Below are 15,999 nucleotides of genomic sequence, written 5' to 3'. Positions count from 1 at the left end.
GGTTAATCCTCCTTATAATCAGAATAAATAGTTTGACAAAGTGTTAAGAAGTCTTCTTGCTTCATCCCCATGAGACGGGATTTTGCCACAAGTAGTTCGAGAGGTTCCTTTAAGAGTAGGCTAGGTGGATGAAGAGTATGAATAGGAAACTTATTAATAAGTGTTCCTTTTCGACGATCCATACTGACATAACCTTCATCTTTTAAAAGGGTATAAGCTTTGTTAACAGTATGTAAATTAATACCAATTTCTTCTGCTAATGTTCTTACTGCAGGCAAAGCTTCACCGGGCTTAAGGCTCCCTCTAGCGAGGGCAAAAATAATTTGCTCATAAAGTTGTTCATAAATAGGCTTTTGACTACTGAAATCAAGTTCAATAAGCATAATGATGCTCCTTTCGAGTTATATATGAACTATTTGTTATATAATATATATAACAAAATCAAAAGTATATGTCAAGAAATAAAAGAAGAAAGATTGACGCTCTTAGAGGTAAGGAGTATGCTTAAAAGGAAATAAAGTAGCATGAATAGGATACTAAGGATAAGTAAATAGGAGATTTTTGTGAGAGAAGAAGATAAAGGATGAACAGAGAAAACGATTTGGGAAAAGCATAGGTAAAAGAATTAACAAAAGTAGAAAAGGGATATACTAAGATGAAGGAATATGTTTTAATTACAGGTGCATCTAGTGGAATAGGTTATGAACTAGCTAAAGAATTTGCCTCTAATGGTTATTCTTTGATTGTAGTAGCTAGACGAGAAGAGCAATTAGTACAGCTTAAAAAACAGTTAGAAACCGAAAACATAGAGGTACATGTTATAGTAGAGGACTTAAGTGAGAAACTGGCACCCTATAGGCTGTTTAAAAAGGTAACAGCATTAGAAGGAAGAGTAAGAATTCTGATTAACAACGCAGGTGCTGGCTATGTTGGGGAGTTTTTGGAACAGTCAGAAGAAAAAGAACGTGAGCTTTTGGAGCTTAATATAGTTAGCCTAACCCAAATAACTAAGCTTTTTGCCAGGGAGATGAAAAAGCAAGGTGGGGGTAAAATCCTTAATGTAGCTTCCACAGGCGCTTATCATCCAGGAGCTTATATAGCTAGTTATTATGCAGCAAAAGCTTATGTTTTATCTTTTACAGAAGCTTTGCAAATGGAACTTGCTCCTTATCATATAGAGGTAGCAGCCCTTTGTCCTGGAGCCACTAAGACAGAATTTGCTCGAAGAGCAGGGCGGCAGGATGCAGGTATTGCTATGTCTGCTGAAGAAGTAGCAAAAAAAGCATATCGAGGGTTAGTGAGAGGAAAGAAGGTTATTTTTCCTAGTGTGATACAGCGCTTATTTGTATGTATACCTAGAAGGTGGGCAAAGAAGTTAGTTGCCAATTATCAGCGTAAACTGATGATAGAAGAAAGTAAACATAAGGTTTGTAAATAGAAAGGATGAAATAAATGTCAGATAATCGTAACGAAAAATGCTGGTGTGGTAGCGGTCTTAAATATAAAAAATGTCATCTTGCCTTTGATGAGAAATTAAAGGCACTCGAGCATCAAGGTTATGAAGTACCAGAACGACATCTTATAAAAACAGAGGTTGATATAGCAGGTATAAAAAGGAGTGCCATTGTAAATGAAGGTGCTCTTGATCTTGTTGCTAGCCGAATTAAGGCGGGAATGAGTACAGAAGAAGTTAATCAGTTAGTTCACCATTATACGATTGAACAGGGTGGCATCCCTGCTCCTCTTCATTATAATGGTTATCCTAAAAGCACATGTGTATCTATTAATAATGTGGTTTGCCATGGTATTCCTTCAGAAGATATTATTTTAGCAGAAGGTGACATTGTCAATGTAGATGTGACTACCATTGTAGATGGTTATTTTGCAGATGCTTCTAGAACTTTTATGATTGGTGAGGTAAGTGAGCGGGCAAAGAAGCTTGTAGAAGTAGCTAAAGAGTGTATGGAAATGGGCATTGCTGCTATTAAACCTTGGGGATTTTTAGGAGATATTGGTGCAGTTGTAGAAGAGCATGCTTTAAAAAATGGCTATTCAGTGGTGACGGATTTAGGTGGACATGGTATTGGTAAAGCTTTTCATGAAGAACCTTTTGTGCCACATGTAGGTGAAAGAGGGACAGGTATGGTACTTGTTCCAGGGATGGTATTTACGGTAGAGCCTATGATTAATGAAGGTGACTATGAAGTTTATTTCGATGAGGAAGATGGTTGGACAGTTTATACAGAAGATGATAGTTTATCAGCTCAATGGGAATGTACAGTGCTTGTAACAGAAACAGGAGTAGAAATACTTGCTAAATAAAGATAGAAAGAGGAAATAAAGAAGCATCCTTTAATGGAAAGAGGATGCTTCTTTATTTCCTTAATTTATAAGAGATAATAAGTAATAGGTGTTAACGATAGTATTTGAAATTTGAAGGATTTGCAAAATAAAACATCAAAATTAACATAAAAATATAATATTAATATTTATTGAATTATTTATGTTAATCAGTTGACAAGCAAGGTTACAAGTGTGTATAATGACTTAAATAAAGTATAAAAATTCATAGCCACTTATAATGATTAAGAAATTTTAAGTAGCATTGAATTTAAATGCCTTATTCCCGTCATTTTTTGGCATTTTATAAAAGGATAAGCAAAAAACTAATAACATAAGTTACAGTTAAAAGGAAACATAATACAAGGATTTATGCGATTATTTAAATGAGTAGACTTAATAAGAATGCTAGAAATGAATAAGGAATAAAAAAGGAGATGGAGATATGAAAAAGAAATTAGCACTTGTTGTAGCACCATTACTTGCACTTACTATGCTAGTAGGCTGTGGTGGTAATAAAGCAACAACTCAAAAAGGAGATTCAACGAATCAAGCACAAAGCGCCGATACAGCAACAGCTCAAACAGGAAGTGATGTCCTTGTTTTTGGACAAGGTTCTGAACCTCGTGGACTTGACCCCGCATTTGTAGATGATGGTGAGTCTTCAAAAGTTATCGTTAATATCTATGAAGGACTTTTAGCTTATGCAAAAGATTCAACAGAACTTGAACCTTGTCTTGCAGAAAGCTGGGAAGTTTCAGAAGATGGCTTAAGCTATACCTTTAAGCTTCGTGAGGGTGTTAAATTCCACGATGGTACAGACTTTAATGCAGAGGCAGTAAAAATAAACATTGATAGACAATTACCACCACTTCGTCAAGAAGATATGCCTTATGCAAGCTTTGTTTTTGCAGATGTAAAAGATGTAGAAGTAGTAGATACATACAGTGTGAAAATTAACTTAACAAAGAAAAATACAGCATTTCTTGCCAATCTTGCAATGAGCCTTGCAGCACCTATAGTAAGTCCAGCAGCTCTTGAAGCAAGTGGCGGGAATGTGAATGAAAGTCCAGTAGGAACAGGTCCTTATAAATTTGTAGAATGGAATCCATCTGAGGATATCGTTTTAACAAGAAATGATGAGTACTGGAGAGAGCCAGCGAAAACAAAAAATATTGTTTTTAAATTTATCCCAGATAACTCAGCACGTATCGTAGCCCTTAAAAATGGCGATGTAGATATGATTGATGGTATTGATTCAACAGGTGTGGCTCAAATTGAAGCAGATGGTAATAAACTTTATAATGTAGCTGGCATGAATATCAACTATATGGCTTATAACACGACACGTGCACCTTTTGATAATGTAGCTGTTCGTACAGCTCTTACAAAAGCAATTAATGTACCAGAGCTTGTAAAAGCACTTTATGGTGATTATGCAGAGCTTGCAACTTCTATTTTACCTTCCTTTATGCCAGGTTTTAGTGAAGAAATTAAACAAATTGCTTATGATGCAGAAGCAGCTAAGTCAGAGCTTGCAGCAGCTGGCTTTAATCAACCTATTAAGATGATTGTGTATAACAACCCAAGACCTTATAATGCAAGAAATAAAGCATTAGCTGAATCTATTCAATCTTACTGGAGTAAAGTAGGAGTGGAAGTAGTTATCGAAGATTATGACTGGACAACTTACAAAGATAAAGTAATAGCAGGTGACTATGATGTATGCTTCTATGGTTGGATCGGAGATAATGGTGACCCAGATAATTTCTTAAATCTTTTATGTGATCAAAACGCAGCTATGAACGTAGCACGTTTAAATGATGAAACACTTAAAGAGATGATTACAGAAGGAACGAGTACAGAAAAAGGTCCTGAAAGAGACGCACTTTACACTAAAGCAGAACAATATATAGCAGAACTTGGTGTATGGGTACCTATCAGCCATGCTAATAGCCTTTCAGCTTACTCACCAGCTGTACAAAACTACTCTTACCACCCAACAGGTAACATTTTCTTTAGAGAAATGTATAAATAAGATAACGAAATAATTGAAATAGGGAAAAGGAGCTGTGATAAAAAGTAATGGAGCTTTTGTCACAGCCCTTTGTTCTATTTAAATGGTCCTACTAATATAAAACTAAAAAATGATTTTGAAAGGAGAGCAAACAAGAATGATCAAATATATTATTAAGCGGTTACTCTTATTGATTCCTGTATTATTAGGTGTTTCTATTATCATTTTTGCCATTATGCGTGTATTCTCTCCAGACCCAGCGGGTATCGTACTTGGGCAACATGCGACTGAGGAGAAAATGGTAGAGTGGCGAGCTGCCAATGGTTTAGATCAGCCTGTAGTTACTCAGTATGTGGAGTATATGAAAGGCGTATTTAAAGGAGATTTTGGAACGTCTTATTATAGTAAAAAGCCAGTAGCCAAAGAAATTTTCTCACGTTTTCCAGCTACTTTAGAGTTAGCTTTTTGTGCCATTATTATTGCGTCAGTGTTTGGAATGAGTTTGGGAGTTCTTTCGGCAGTTAAAAAGAACTCATGGATAGATAATATGAGCATGGTACTTTCTTTAGTAGGGGTATCGATGCCTATCTTTTGGTTAGGTATTTTACTTATTATTTTCTTCTCAGGAACATTAGGGTGGTTACCTGCACAAGGTAGAATTGAAACCTTATTAAGACCTGAAAATGTAACAGGTTTTTACCTTATAGATAGTCTCATCAAAGGCAATATGGAATCTTTTAGCTCGGCTGTTAGGCATTTAGTATTGCCATCTATTGCTTTAGCGATGTATTCAATGGCTATTATTGCTCGAATGACACGTAGTACTATGTTGGAAACTCTTTCGCAAGATTACATACGTACAGCAAGGGCAAAAGGAATCGTAGAAAGAAAAGTTATTCGTAAACATGCCCTTTCAAATGCACTTATTCCTATTGTAACCGTTATTGGGATACAGTTAGGCTCTTTAATGGGCGGTGCTGTACTAACTGAAACGGTTTTTGCATGGCCAGGTATCGGTAAATATACAGTAGAAGCTATTATGAAGTCAGACTTCCCTATTGTACAGGGAGTTGTATTATTAGTTGCTTTTATTTTTGTTATGATGAATCTTGTAGTAGATATTATCTATGCTTTTCTTGATCCACGTATTAAATATTCTTAAGAAGGAGGGGAAACTATGAGTGAAGCACAAATGAATGAAAACAAACAAGGGAAATTAGAGAAACCAGAATCCGAAATAAAGCAAATGTGGTCAGCACTTATTCAAAATAAAGCAGCAGTGGTAGGGATGGTCATTATTGGTTTTCTTATCTTTATTGCACTTTTTGGTAAGTGGCTTATGCCCTATGATCCGAACTATGCAGATTTATCTGTTAACAAACAACCTCCTTCAGTAGCTCATTGGTTTGGAACTGATGAACAAGGAAGAGATATTTTTTCTCGTGTTATTGACGGAACAAGAGTTTCTTTAGTAGTAGGTCTCACTGCAGTAAGCTTTGCACTTTGTATAGGAACAGTGCTAGGTGCAATAGCAGGTTATAAAGGTGGAAAAATAGACACTTTTATTATGCGACTCATGGATATTATGATGTCCATTCCTAATATCCTTTTAGCGATTACTTTTATGGCAGCTTTAGGAAGAGGGATTGATAAAGCAGTTATTGCCATTGGTCTTGTAACGACTCCAGAGTATGCACGTATTGTACGAGGTAGTATTATGGCCATTAAAGATAGTGAGTATGTACAGGCTGCCAAGGTGATTGGAAATAGTGATACCAAAATTATTTTTAAACATATTTTACCCAATGTACTTTCTCCGATTATTGTACGTGCGACTTTGGGGATTTCAACAGCAGTGTTAGAGACAGCTGCTCTTGGATTTTTAGGGTTAGGTGTACAGCCTCCTTATGCAGAATGGGGTGACATGTTAGGACGTGCAAGAGTATTTATTTTTGAAGCACCTTATATGCTTATTTTTCCAGGTATTGCTATTACACTTACGGTTATGGCCTTTAATTTATTAGGGGATGGCCTTCGAGATGCCTTTGACCCTAAAGCAAGAAGTTGATGTGAAAAGAGGTGAGTCGATGTTATTGGAAGTAAAGAATGTAAAAACTGAATTTAAAATGAAAAAAGGAATGGTAAAAGCTGTTAATGATGTAAGCTTTCAATGTGAAAAAGGAGAAATCCTTGCTATTGTAGGAGAAAGTGGTTCAGGTAAAAGTGTAACCTCTCTTTCTATCATGGGACTTTTAGCGAGAAATGCAAAGGTAACAGAAGGAGAGATTCTCTTTAAAGGAGAAAATTTACTAGATAAATCTGCAAGTGAAATGCGTGCCATACGTGGCAATCAAATTTCTATGATTTTTCAAGAACCTATGACCTCTCTTAATCCTGTTCTTCGCATCGGGGATCAGCTTACTGAAAGTATTATTTTGCATATGAAACTTTCTAAACAAGAGGCGATGCAAAGAGCAGTAGAGATGCTAGAACTTGTAGGGATTCCCTCACCAAGTCAACGTGTAAAGGATTACCCCCATCAAATGTCTGGTGGGATGAGGCAGCGTGTTATGATTGCTATGGCTCTAGCCTGTAATCCAGAGCTCCTTATTGCAGATGAACCAACGACAGCTCTTGATGTAACGATTCAAGCACAAATACTAGATATTATTTATCGCCTACGTGAGAAGCTAGGCATGGCAGTCCTTCTTATCACTCATGATTTAGGAGTTGTAGCAGAAGCGGCAGACCGAGTAGTCGTTATGTATTGTGGTAAGGTAGTAGAAGAAGCCAAGGTAGAAGAGCTTTTTGAAAAACCACTGCACCCTTATACGATGGGCCTACTAGCTTCTATTCCTAGAGCAGATGAAGATAAAGAAAAACTTTATATGATAAAAGGAATGGTACCTAACCCTATGAATATGCCAGCAGGCTGTGCTTTTTCTGACCGTTGTGAAAAGTGCATGTCCATTTGTAAAGAACAAGAGCCAGCTATAAGAGAAAAGGATGGTAGAAAAGTAAGATGCCATCTTTACACAAATGATTTGGAGGTGATTCATTAATGGCAGTAAATAATGAAGTATTATTAGAGATTAATCACCTTTCGAAACATTTTACAGTTGAGAAAAATTTCTTTGGGAAACCTACCAAGGTTTTAAAAGCAGTAGATGATGTTTCTTTTAAAATTTATAAACAAGAAGCCTTTGGTCTTGTAGGTGAGAGTGGTTGTGGCAAAACAACTATTGGTAAGATGTTAGCCAATGTTTATGCACCTACAAGTGGGGAGATTATTTATAATGGAGTGGATTTAGGTAAGCTAAGCCAAAAAGAAAGACGAGCTTACTGTAAGGATATTCAACTCGTTTTTCAAGATCCTTATGCCTCCCTTAATCCACGTATGACAATAGGAGATATTATCGCAGAACCTATCCATATTAATAAGCTTTTGCCAGCTCATGAAATTGAAAAGCGGGTGCTCTATCTTTTAAACTGTGTAGGACTTGCAAGTCATCAACGTAATCGCTATCCTCATGAATTTTCAGGAGGGCAGCGTCAAAGAGTAGGAATAGCAAGGGCCTTAGCGGTAGAACCTAAGCTTATCGTGTGTGATGAGCCTGTTTCTGCACTGGACGTATCGATTCAAGCACAAGTACTTAATCTTCTTGTAGATTTGAAAGAAGAGTTTGGTCTAACCTACTTATTTATTGCGCATGGGCTTAACGTGGTAAAACATATTAGTGACCGAGTAGGGGTAATGTATTTAGGAAAGCTTCAAGAGCTTGCAGAAAAGCATGAGTTATATGATCATCCTTTGCATCCCTATACGAAAGCATTACTTTCTTCTACACCTGTTATAGATCCTAAACTTAAGAGAAATAAGGAACGTATTCTTTTAAAAGGAGATGTACCTAGCCCTATTAACCCGCCACAAGGCTGTCGTTTCAGTACGCGTTGCTATGTAGGTAAGTTAGAGGCGTGTGACAAACAATGTCCAGAAATTATAGATGTAACAGGAAACAAGCATTATGTAGCATGTCATAAACAAGTTCAATAAATAAAAGGTTATTTAGTAAAAAGGTAGAGACAATAAGTCTCTGCCTTTTTTTGTAAAATCATTGAGACATATAAATAAAATTATATTGACAATACTGATTAGTGTGTATATATAATAAATTATGAATATAATAGGAGGTAAATTTATATGAAGGTAATTGTATACTATTCAAAAGATGGTAACGTAAAAAAAGCAGCAGAGGATTACGCTAAGGAAGAAGTATGTGACTTAATAGAGATTCAAGATTTGGTAAAGCGTAAAGGGATTCTAGGTTTTATTAAATCAGGTTATCAAGCAGTTAGAAAGTTAGAAACGCCTATAGCACCTATTGAGAAAGATTTGAGTCAATATGACCATGTAGTTTTATGTATGCCAGTATGGGCAGGTACCTTGGCTACACCCATGCGTACCTTTTTGAAGCAATATGGGAAGCAATTAAAACAAGTAGAGTACATTCTTATGAAAGGGGATGCTAAAAATCCCTACACTCAGGTGATGGATGAAATGGATACACTGCTTGGAAAAAGGAGGGTTAGAGGAATAAGTCTGGTGAAGCCTCATTAGAATTCCACTACTAGAGGGATGATGAAAAGGTAATGAGTATTCAGTGGAGAGGTATTTAGGGGAGACAGGCTGCATAGAATACATTAGGGGGAATGTAGGATGAAAATAAATTGGAAAAGTTTGATAATTAGCTTAGTAATTAGTTTGGGGATTGGTTTTTTTGCAGGTTTTTTAACCCAAAATAGCATGGAGGTTTTTGAGGCACTTAAGAAGCCGCCTTTAGCACCACCAGGTCTTGTTTTTCCTATTGTTTGGACGATCTTGTATAGTTTGATGGGGATATCAGCATATTTGGTATATGAAGCCGAGGCGCCTCAGAGGACTAAAGAAAAAGCACTTAGTATTTATGGGTTTCAGCTCTTATTTAATTTTTTGTGGTCCATTGTGTTCTTTAATTTTGGGAATATTTATTGGCCTTTGGAGTGTTAGTTATATTATGGATTCTTATCATTTTTATGATTCGTGCATTTTATGAGGTGAGTCCATTAGCTGCTTGGCTTCAAATTCCTTATTTGTTATGGGTAACTTTTGCAGGGTATTTAAATTTGGCTATTTATTTTTTAAATAGGTAAGGAGTTTAAAACACAACGAGTAGTAAAGGAAATCATTGGATATAAAGCGATTACTGCGTGGTAAAGAGTAATCGCCTTTTTTTTATAAAAGGCTAGTAAAGGGAAGAATAAATGAATAATACAAAAAATTGGAACTAATAATCAATTAATACGTCTAAGTGAGTATAAAATAGTTTATAATGAGTTATAAATGAGGTAGGAGGAAGGTAGATGAAATTTAAAAAGGGTCAAATTGGAGTATGGATACTGAGTTTAATCATTTTAAGTACGGGGTGTAGTGCATCATCTAAAAGTAATCGATATGAGACGGCTACTTCAGAGACGAAGAGTGAAAGCCAAGTGGCAGATACAGCTATAGAAGAAGCAGAGCTAAGTGAGGGGAATCCTGTTATTGATACGAATATGGCTTACAATCGTAAGATGATTAAGACAGGAGAAATGGAAATTCAAACAAAAGAGTTTAAAGCTTGTGTAGAGGCTTTAGGAAAAAAAATCCAAAGTTTAGAAGGCTATATTCAAAACTCCAATGTAGAAGGAGGTAATTACTACGAGGAGTATCAAAATATGCGCTCTGCCTACTTAGAGGTACGTATACCTCAAAAGCATTTTGATAGTTTTTTAAATAGTCCACAAGAGTATGGGAGCGTTACGCGAACCAGTACCAATAGTGAGGATATTACCAACCAATATGTAGATACAGAAATTCGTCTTAAAAGTCTTAAGACTCGCCATGAAAGGCTTTTAAGTTTACTCGAGCAATCAGGTTCTTTAGAGGAGCTTTTTGAGATAGAGAAGGAGCTAGGAGAGGTTACCTATGAGCTTGAAAAAGCAGAGGGAACCCTTCAGAAATATGATCAACTAGTGGATATGAGTACGATTAATATTCATATTCAGGAGGTACAAAAGGTGCAAGAGGTAAAGCCGGTGATTACTTTTGGAGATCGATTAGTAAAAACCTTTAATCGTTCAGTTGAAAATGTCATTGATTTAGCAAAGAATTTTATATTGGCAGTAGTTGCTTGCATTCCTTTTTTAGTTGTTTTTGTACCCTTTGTGGCCGTTATTGCCTTTTTCACTATCCGCTTGAATAGACATACTAAAAATAAAGTGTTAAAGAAAAACAAAAAAGAAGAGGTTTTGCCGGAAAAACAAGAGAAATAGCGTTGATTTTAAATATTTTATGTGATAGAATTTGCTATGAAAATAGTGTAAGAAAACACTTTTAAATGAAAAAAGCTAAAGACAATGAAACGAAATAGTAGTAAGAGGCGCTTTTTCAGAGAGCTATTGGATGGTGTGAAATAGTAAAGCAAATTTTATGAACTCATCGTTAAGTTCTGTACTGAAATAAAAGTAGGTGGCAGCGGGTCTTCCCGTTATAGAAGAGTGAAGTGTGCAGCCTTAGAGGATGCAAATGAGAGTGGTAACGCGGAAATACAACCTTTCGTCTCTTAATGATGATTAAGAGCGGAAGGTTTTTGTTTTATTTTAAAGGAGGAGACAAGTATGAAATACGATCATAAGCAAATTGAGCAGAAATGGAGAGCAAACTGGGAAAAGGCACCTATTAATGTAGAAACACCTGATAGAAAGCCTTATTATTGTTTAGATATGTTCCCTTATCCATCAGGAAACGGGCTTCATGTAGGACATTGGAGAGGATATGTGCTTTCTGATGTGTGGAGTCGTTATAAAATCTTGGGAGGACATTATGTGCTTCATCCAATGGGATGGGATGCCTTTGGTCTTCCAGCAGAAAACTATGCCATTCAAAAGAAAGTTCATCCTGCCATTGCAACAGCAGAAAATGTAGCAAATTTTAAACGTCAATTACATGATATTAGTGCCATCTATGATTGGGATAAAGAAGTCAACACAACAGATCCAGAGTTTTATAAATGGACACAATGGATTTTTCTTAAAATGTTTGAAAATGGCTTAGCCTATGAAAAGGAAATGCCTATTAATTGGTGTCCATCTTGTAAAACAGGACTTGCTAATGAAGAAGTGAAGGAAGGTTGCTGTGAACGTTGTGGATCAACTGTTACTAAGAAAAACCTTCGTCAATGGATGCTTAAAATCACCAACTATGCAGAAAGACTTTTAAATGACCTTGAGAATTTGAATTGGCCAGAAAAAGTAAAAAAAATGCAAGCAGACTGGATTGGTAAAAGCTACGGTGCAGAAATTGACTTTGAGATTGAAGGCAGTGATGAAAAGGTGAAAGTCTTTACTACACGTCCAGATACGCTTTATGGTGCAAGCTTCATGGTGTTAGCACCTGAACACAAGGCGGTATTAAACCTTGTAACCAAGGAGCAAAGAGCAGAAGTAGAAAAGTATGTCTTTGATGCCTCAACAAAGTCTTCTGTAGACCGTATGGCAGATAAAGATAAAACGGGTGTATTTTTAGGTTGCTATGCCATTAATCCACTTAATGGAGTAAAAATCCCAGTATGGATTTCAGACTATGTTCTTGCTGATTATGGTACAGGTGCGATTATGTGTGTACCTGCTCATGATGAGAGAGACTTTGCTTTTGCAAAGAAATTTGACTTACCTATTATTCAAGTTATTTCTAAGACAGGTAAAGAAGAAGAACTTACAGAAGCTTATACAGAACCTGGTCTTATGATTAACTCTGGTGATTTTAATGGTATGTCTTCAGAAGAAGCCAAAAAAGCCATTCCTGAATTCCTAGAAACAAAAAATATTGGTAAAAAAACTACTAATTATAAGCTTCGTGACTGGGTATTTTCACGTCAACGTTACTGGGGAGAGCCTATACCAGTGGTCCACTGCAAATGCTGTGGCATCGTAGGTGTTAAGGAAGAAGAGCTTCCTATTCGTCTTCCAGAAGTAGAGAGTTATGAACCAACAGGTACAGGTGAATCACCACTTGCAGCAATCGATGAATGGGTGAACACCACTTGTCCTAAATGTGGTGGACCAGCCAAGAGAGAAACCAATACCATGCCACAATGGGCAGGCTCTTCTTGGTACTTCTTACGCTATCCAAATCCACACAATGACAAAGAGCTTGTTAGTAAAGAAGATATGAAAAAATGGCTACCTGTGGACATGTATGTAGGAGGGATTGAACATGCTGTTCTTCACCTACTTTATGCACGTTTCTACACTAAATTTTTATATGATATCGGTGTAGTTGATTTTGAAGAACCTTTTACACGTCTCTTTAATCAAGGAATGGTGACTAAAAACGGTGCTAAGATGAGTAAATCAAAGGGGAATGTGATTTCTCCTGATGAGCTTGTTGAAAAATATGGCTGTGATTCGCTTCGCATGTATGAACTTTTCATTGGACCACCAGAATTAGATTCGGAATGGGATGATAGAGGAATTGAAGGTGTTAACCGTTTCCTCAATAAAGTATGGCGCTTAGTGGATGAAAACAAACCTGTAGCAGAAACAAGAGAAATGGAGAGACTTCGCCATAAGTTAATAAGAGATATTACTATTCGTATGGAAGGTTTTAATCTCAATACAGTAGTAAGTGGCTTTATGGAATATACCAACAAGCTGGCTGACCTTCAGAAGAAAGAAGGAGGGCTAGATAGTGAAACCATCAAAACTCTTATTGTACTGCTTGCTCCATTTACACCTCACATCAGTGAAGAGCTTTGGGAAGCAGTAGGGGAAAAAGGGAGTGTTTTTGCTAATACATGGCCGACTTATGATGAAGAAAAAATGAAAGAAGATGAAATTGAAATAGCTATTCAAATCACAGGTAAAATTACAGGCAGAATGACAGTTTCCCCAGAAGCCCCAGAGGCAGAGGTAATTGCAAAAGCGAAAGAGCTAGTCGCTGCTAAATTAGAAGGTAAAATAATCGTGAAAGAGATTTATGTCAAAGGGCGTATTGTTAACCTTGTAGTGAAATAAGAAACGCAAACGGAATACGTCAAAAGCAAGGCTCTGGGAAGATGAATTCTCAGAGCCTTGCTTAGTTTAATAGTCCCTTACTCAAATCACACGAGACGTAGAAGCAACAATAGACTCTAAACAGGCTACATGATATAATAATATTATCAATATTTAGATATTTGTGAAGAAGGTGACCCTATGCTTAAAATAGCTATTTGTGATGACCAGCCAAAAGAGCTTACGATGATGCAAAGCTATATAACCGAATACCTTACTGCATACGGTTTGTCAGCAGAGGTAAAGCAGTACACTCACCCAGACGACCTATTGCATCAGCTGCAGGCAGATTGTTTTCACCTTTACCTATTGGACATTGTGATGCCCATGGTAAATGGCCTAGAGCTGGGCAAGGAAATTCGCTGTTTTGACCGCGAAGCGCAAATCATCTATATCACAACCGAGCCCCAGTATGCCTTGCAAGCCTACAGTGTAAACCCTATCAACTATCTCATAAAGCCGGTGGATAAGCATCAGCTTTTTGACACCTTAACCCTTGCAATCTCTAAAATAGATCTATCGGAGGAACAGACCCTTGCCGTCAAAACAGCCGATAGCATTCGTGTACTGAAGCCGTCGGATATTCTTTTTTGTGAATACAAAAATCACGTTGCTCTGTACATCCTAACGGGTGGGGAGGAACTTGTAAGTCGCACCATTCGGGAAAGCTTTGCCGATTATATAAAACCGCTTTTGGAAAAACCTTATTTCCTGACATGTCATAAGGCATTTGTAGTCAATATGCGATACATAGAAGAGTTTGCCAAGGACAGCTTTACCCTACGTGGTGGTAAAATTGTACCGATTTCTGCAAAGCAATACATAGCAGTACGTGATAGCTACACCGACTACCTTATGGCAAAGGAGAGACAAAAATGAGTGAAATTTTTCCTGACCTGCTCCGTGGGGTTATTACCGATGTTATGCTGGTGCTACTCCTTTGCACCATGGCAATCCCTAAGTACAAAAGCAAATGGATCTACATCATTACAACGGCATTCATTTTGCTTTTCAACATCAGTGGCAACGCCTACTTTTATAGGGCCAACAACTACACCGCCGTGTTCCACCTTGACCTTGTTATGCTTATTATCATCGGCATCGCCCTCAAGCCATTGTTCACCGATAAAATTATGCAGTGGTGCTTTAGTTATATCACCATGCTAAACATCTATGTTGCTGTGGTATTCTTAAGCTATATACTTTCAGATATCTTCCCCGATCCCTACTATGGCAACGCTTTTTTACGACTGGTACTATTTTCAGTGGTAATCATTGTATTTTACAAGTGGGTATCTGAGCTTTATCGTCGTGTGCTGGACTATTGGTACATCTATATGCTCCCCATTTTGGTATTGCTAATCAGTTTTTTAGGCTACTTCTTTGGCGGGGATATTGTAGAAAGGCTCAGCCAAAATGATATTTCTTTAATAGTGTTAATTGTGCTTGGTATTACAATATATATTGCCATTATCCACTCACTAAAAACCATCACAGAAAAGTATGACATGTATGAGGAAAACCGTAAAATCCAAGCCGAGCAGGAATATCTTCACTTAGCGGCAAATAGTATGAGTCAAAGGCTTAAACTCATGGAGGAGGTTTCACAGCAAAACAGCCGTGCTACCCACGATAGACGGCACTTTAACAATATGCTTTTAGAGCTACTGTCTCAGAATAACACTGCTGAAGCAATAGCACTGCTCCAAGGCCAAGTACAGGTTGAACCGAAAGTTAGTCGTGTTTACTGTGAAAATCCTATGGTCAACGCGGCGGTGGGCCATTATGCCACCATGGCAGAAGGTGCAGGTATAAAAACCCATATTGAACTGGATATTCCGGCTGAGTTGACGGTAGATGGAGCAGAACTCTCCGTGGTGGTGTCCAATCTAATGGAAAATGCCATTATGGGGTGTAGTAAGCTACCGCAAGGCAGGGAGAAATCCCTCCGCTTTATTTGCTACAATGTTGGACGGCTGATTTTGGAACTTGAAAATCCCTGCACTGAGGATACCATGCTTGACAAAGAGGGTTATCCTGTAACCTGTGAGGAGGGTCACGGCATGGGCACCAAAAGCGTGATTGCCTTTACTAAAAAGTATGAAGGCGAGCTGATTTTCAAAATTGAGAGTGAAATGTTTAGAGTGCGAATGATTTTATAAGAAAAACGATAACATTAAGTGTAAAAATGACAACATTAAGTGTAATTTGTCTTTTTACACTTTTTTTATGCTATTCTTTTGACGTAATATAACGAAAATTTATTCCATAAAGGAGATCTTGAATATGGAAGCATACAGGCGTGAGGAGGCATTCCTCACAGCGCCCAACGCTGATGGCAATGTCTGGCCAAAGCAGGTCTGCCCAGCCTATGAGCCAAGAGGTGATACATTACACGGGCTTAAGCAATGTTGGTTTTGTAAATATGCTGACTTTCACTTAGATAAGCCGCGCTGCCTAGAGGTGGGAGTGTGTTACTGGCCCAAAAAAATAACAAAATAGGAGGAAGA

The 15,999-nt window shown here is 37.4% G+C and carries 13 protein-coding genes, 1 pseudogene and 1 other annotated feature; of the genes and pseudogenes, 13 read left to right on the top strand and 1 reads right to left on the bottom strand.

The annotated features are described in order from the left end of the window. Positions 1 to 2: 2 nt before the first annotated feature. Positions 3 to 383 (bottom strand): GntR family transcriptional regulator, encoded by a 381-nt coding sequence (locus tag CS063_RS07885; protein WP_099449154.1) that lies wholly within the window; start codon positions 381 to 383, stop codon positions 3 to 5. Between the two features lie 272 nt (positions 384 to 655). Between CS063_RS07885 and CS063_RS07880 the strand changes: the two genes are divergently transcribed. The 13 genes and pseudogenes from CS063_RS07880 (at position 656) to CS063_RS07820 (ending at position 15,651) form a co-directional block, all read left to right on the top strand. Then, a complete protein-coding gene (locus CS063_RS07880; protein WP_099449153.1) occupies positions 656 to 1,438 on the top strand; it encodes an SDR family NAD(P)-dependent oxidoreductase in 783 nt (260 codons plus the stop codon). Positions 1,439 to 1,452: 14 nt separating this feature from the next. After that, positions 1,453 to 2,322: a methionyl aminopeptidase gene (locus CS063_RS07875; RefSeq protein ID WP_099449152.1), complete on the top strand. Its 870-nt coding sequence runs from the start codon at positions 1,453 to 1,455 to the stop codon at positions 2,320 to 2,322. 463 nt (positions 2,323 to 2,785) lie between these two features. Beyond that, positions 2,786 to 4,378: an ABC transporter substrate-binding protein gene (locus tag CS063_RS07870; RefSeq protein ID WP_099449151.1), complete on the top strand. Its 1,593-nt coding sequence runs from the start codon at positions 2,786 to 2,788 to the stop codon at positions 4,376 to 4,378. 136 nt (positions 4,379 to 4,514) lie between these two features. Then, on the top strand, positions 4,515 to 5,519 hold the full coding sequence (locus tag CS063_RS07865) for an ABC transporter permease (RefSeq protein WP_099449150.1): 1,005 nt from the start codon (positions 4,515 to 4,517) through the stop codon (positions 5,517 to 5,519). 15 nt (positions 5,520 to 5,534) lie between these two features. Next, positions 5,535 to 6,425, top strand: a complete 891-nt coding sequence (locus CS063_RS07860) for an ABC transporter permease (RefSeq protein WP_099449149.1) — start codon at positions 5,535 to 5,537, stop codon at positions 6,423 to 6,425. 19 nt (positions 6,426 to 6,444) lie between these two features. Next, the gene (locus CS063_RS07855) at positions 6,445 to 7,419 is read left to right on the top strand and encodes an ABC transporter ATP-binding protein (RefSeq protein ID WP_099449226.1); all 975 of its coding nucleotides are present in this window, start codon (positions 6,445 to 6,447) and stop codon (positions 7,417 to 7,419) included. Further along, positions 7,419 to 8,411 carry an ABC transporter ATP-binding protein gene (locus tag CS063_RS07850; RefSeq protein ID WP_099449148.1) on the top strand — a complete coding sequence of 331 codons (993 nt, stop codon included), beginning with the start codon at positions 7,419 to 7,421 and terminating at the stop codon, positions 8,409 to 8,411. Before CS063_RS07855 ends, CS063_RS07850 begins: the two co-directional genes overlap by 1 nt. 147 nt (positions 8,412 to 8,558) lie before the next feature. Continuing rightward, the gene (locus CS063_RS07845; RefSeq protein ID WP_099449147.1) at positions 8,559 to 8,975 is read left to right on the top strand and encodes a flavodoxin family protein; all 417 of its coding nucleotides are present in this window, start codon (positions 8,559 to 8,561) and stop codon (positions 8,973 to 8,975) included. Between the two features lie 99 nt (positions 8,976 to 9,074). Continuing rightward, positions 9,075 to 9,547: pseudogene (locus tag CS063_RS07840) on the top strand (TspO/MBR family protein). Between the two features lie 210 nt (positions 9,548 to 9,757). Continuing rightward, on the top strand, positions 9,758 to 10,708 hold the full coding sequence (locus tag CS063_RS07835) for a DUF4349 domain-containing protein (RefSeq protein ID WP_099449146.1): 951 nt from the start codon (positions 9,758 to 9,760) through the stop codon (positions 10,706 to 10,708). Between the two features lie 75 nt (positions 10,709 to 10,783). Then, positions 10,784 to 11,002, top strand: a binding site (T-box leader). A gap of 51 nt (positions 11,003 to 11,053) precedes the next feature. Further along, positions 11,054 to 13,450, top strand: a complete 2,397-nt coding sequence (gene leuS, locus CS063_RS07830) for a leucine--tRNA ligase (protein ID WP_099449145.1) — start codon at positions 11,054 to 11,056, stop codon at positions 13,448 to 13,450. A 180-nt stretch (positions 13,451 to 13,630) separates the two neighbouring features. After that, positions 13,631 to 14,368, top strand: a complete 738-nt coding sequence (locus CS063_RS07825) for a LytR/AlgR family response regulator transcription factor (RefSeq protein WP_099449144.1) — start codon at positions 13,631 to 13,633, stop codon at positions 14,366 to 14,368. Further along, entirely contained in the window at positions 14,365 to 15,651 is a 1,287-nt protein-coding gene (locus CS063_RS07820) for a GHKL domain-containing protein (protein ID WP_099449143.1), read from the top strand. Before CS063_RS07825 ends, CS063_RS07820 begins: the two co-directional genes overlap by 4 nt. Positions 15,652 to 15,999: the final 348 nt, after the last annotated feature.

The organism is Sporanaerobium hydrogeniformans, from assembly GCF_002735925.1.
GTDB classification, from domain to species: domain Bacteria; phylum Bacillota; class Clostridia; order Lachnospirales; family Cellulosilyticaceae; genus Sporanaerobium; species Sporanaerobium hydrogeniformans.
The sequence above is the reverse complement of the archived record's forward strand: the minus strand, read 5'-3'. Positions and strand labels throughout refer to the sequence as shown.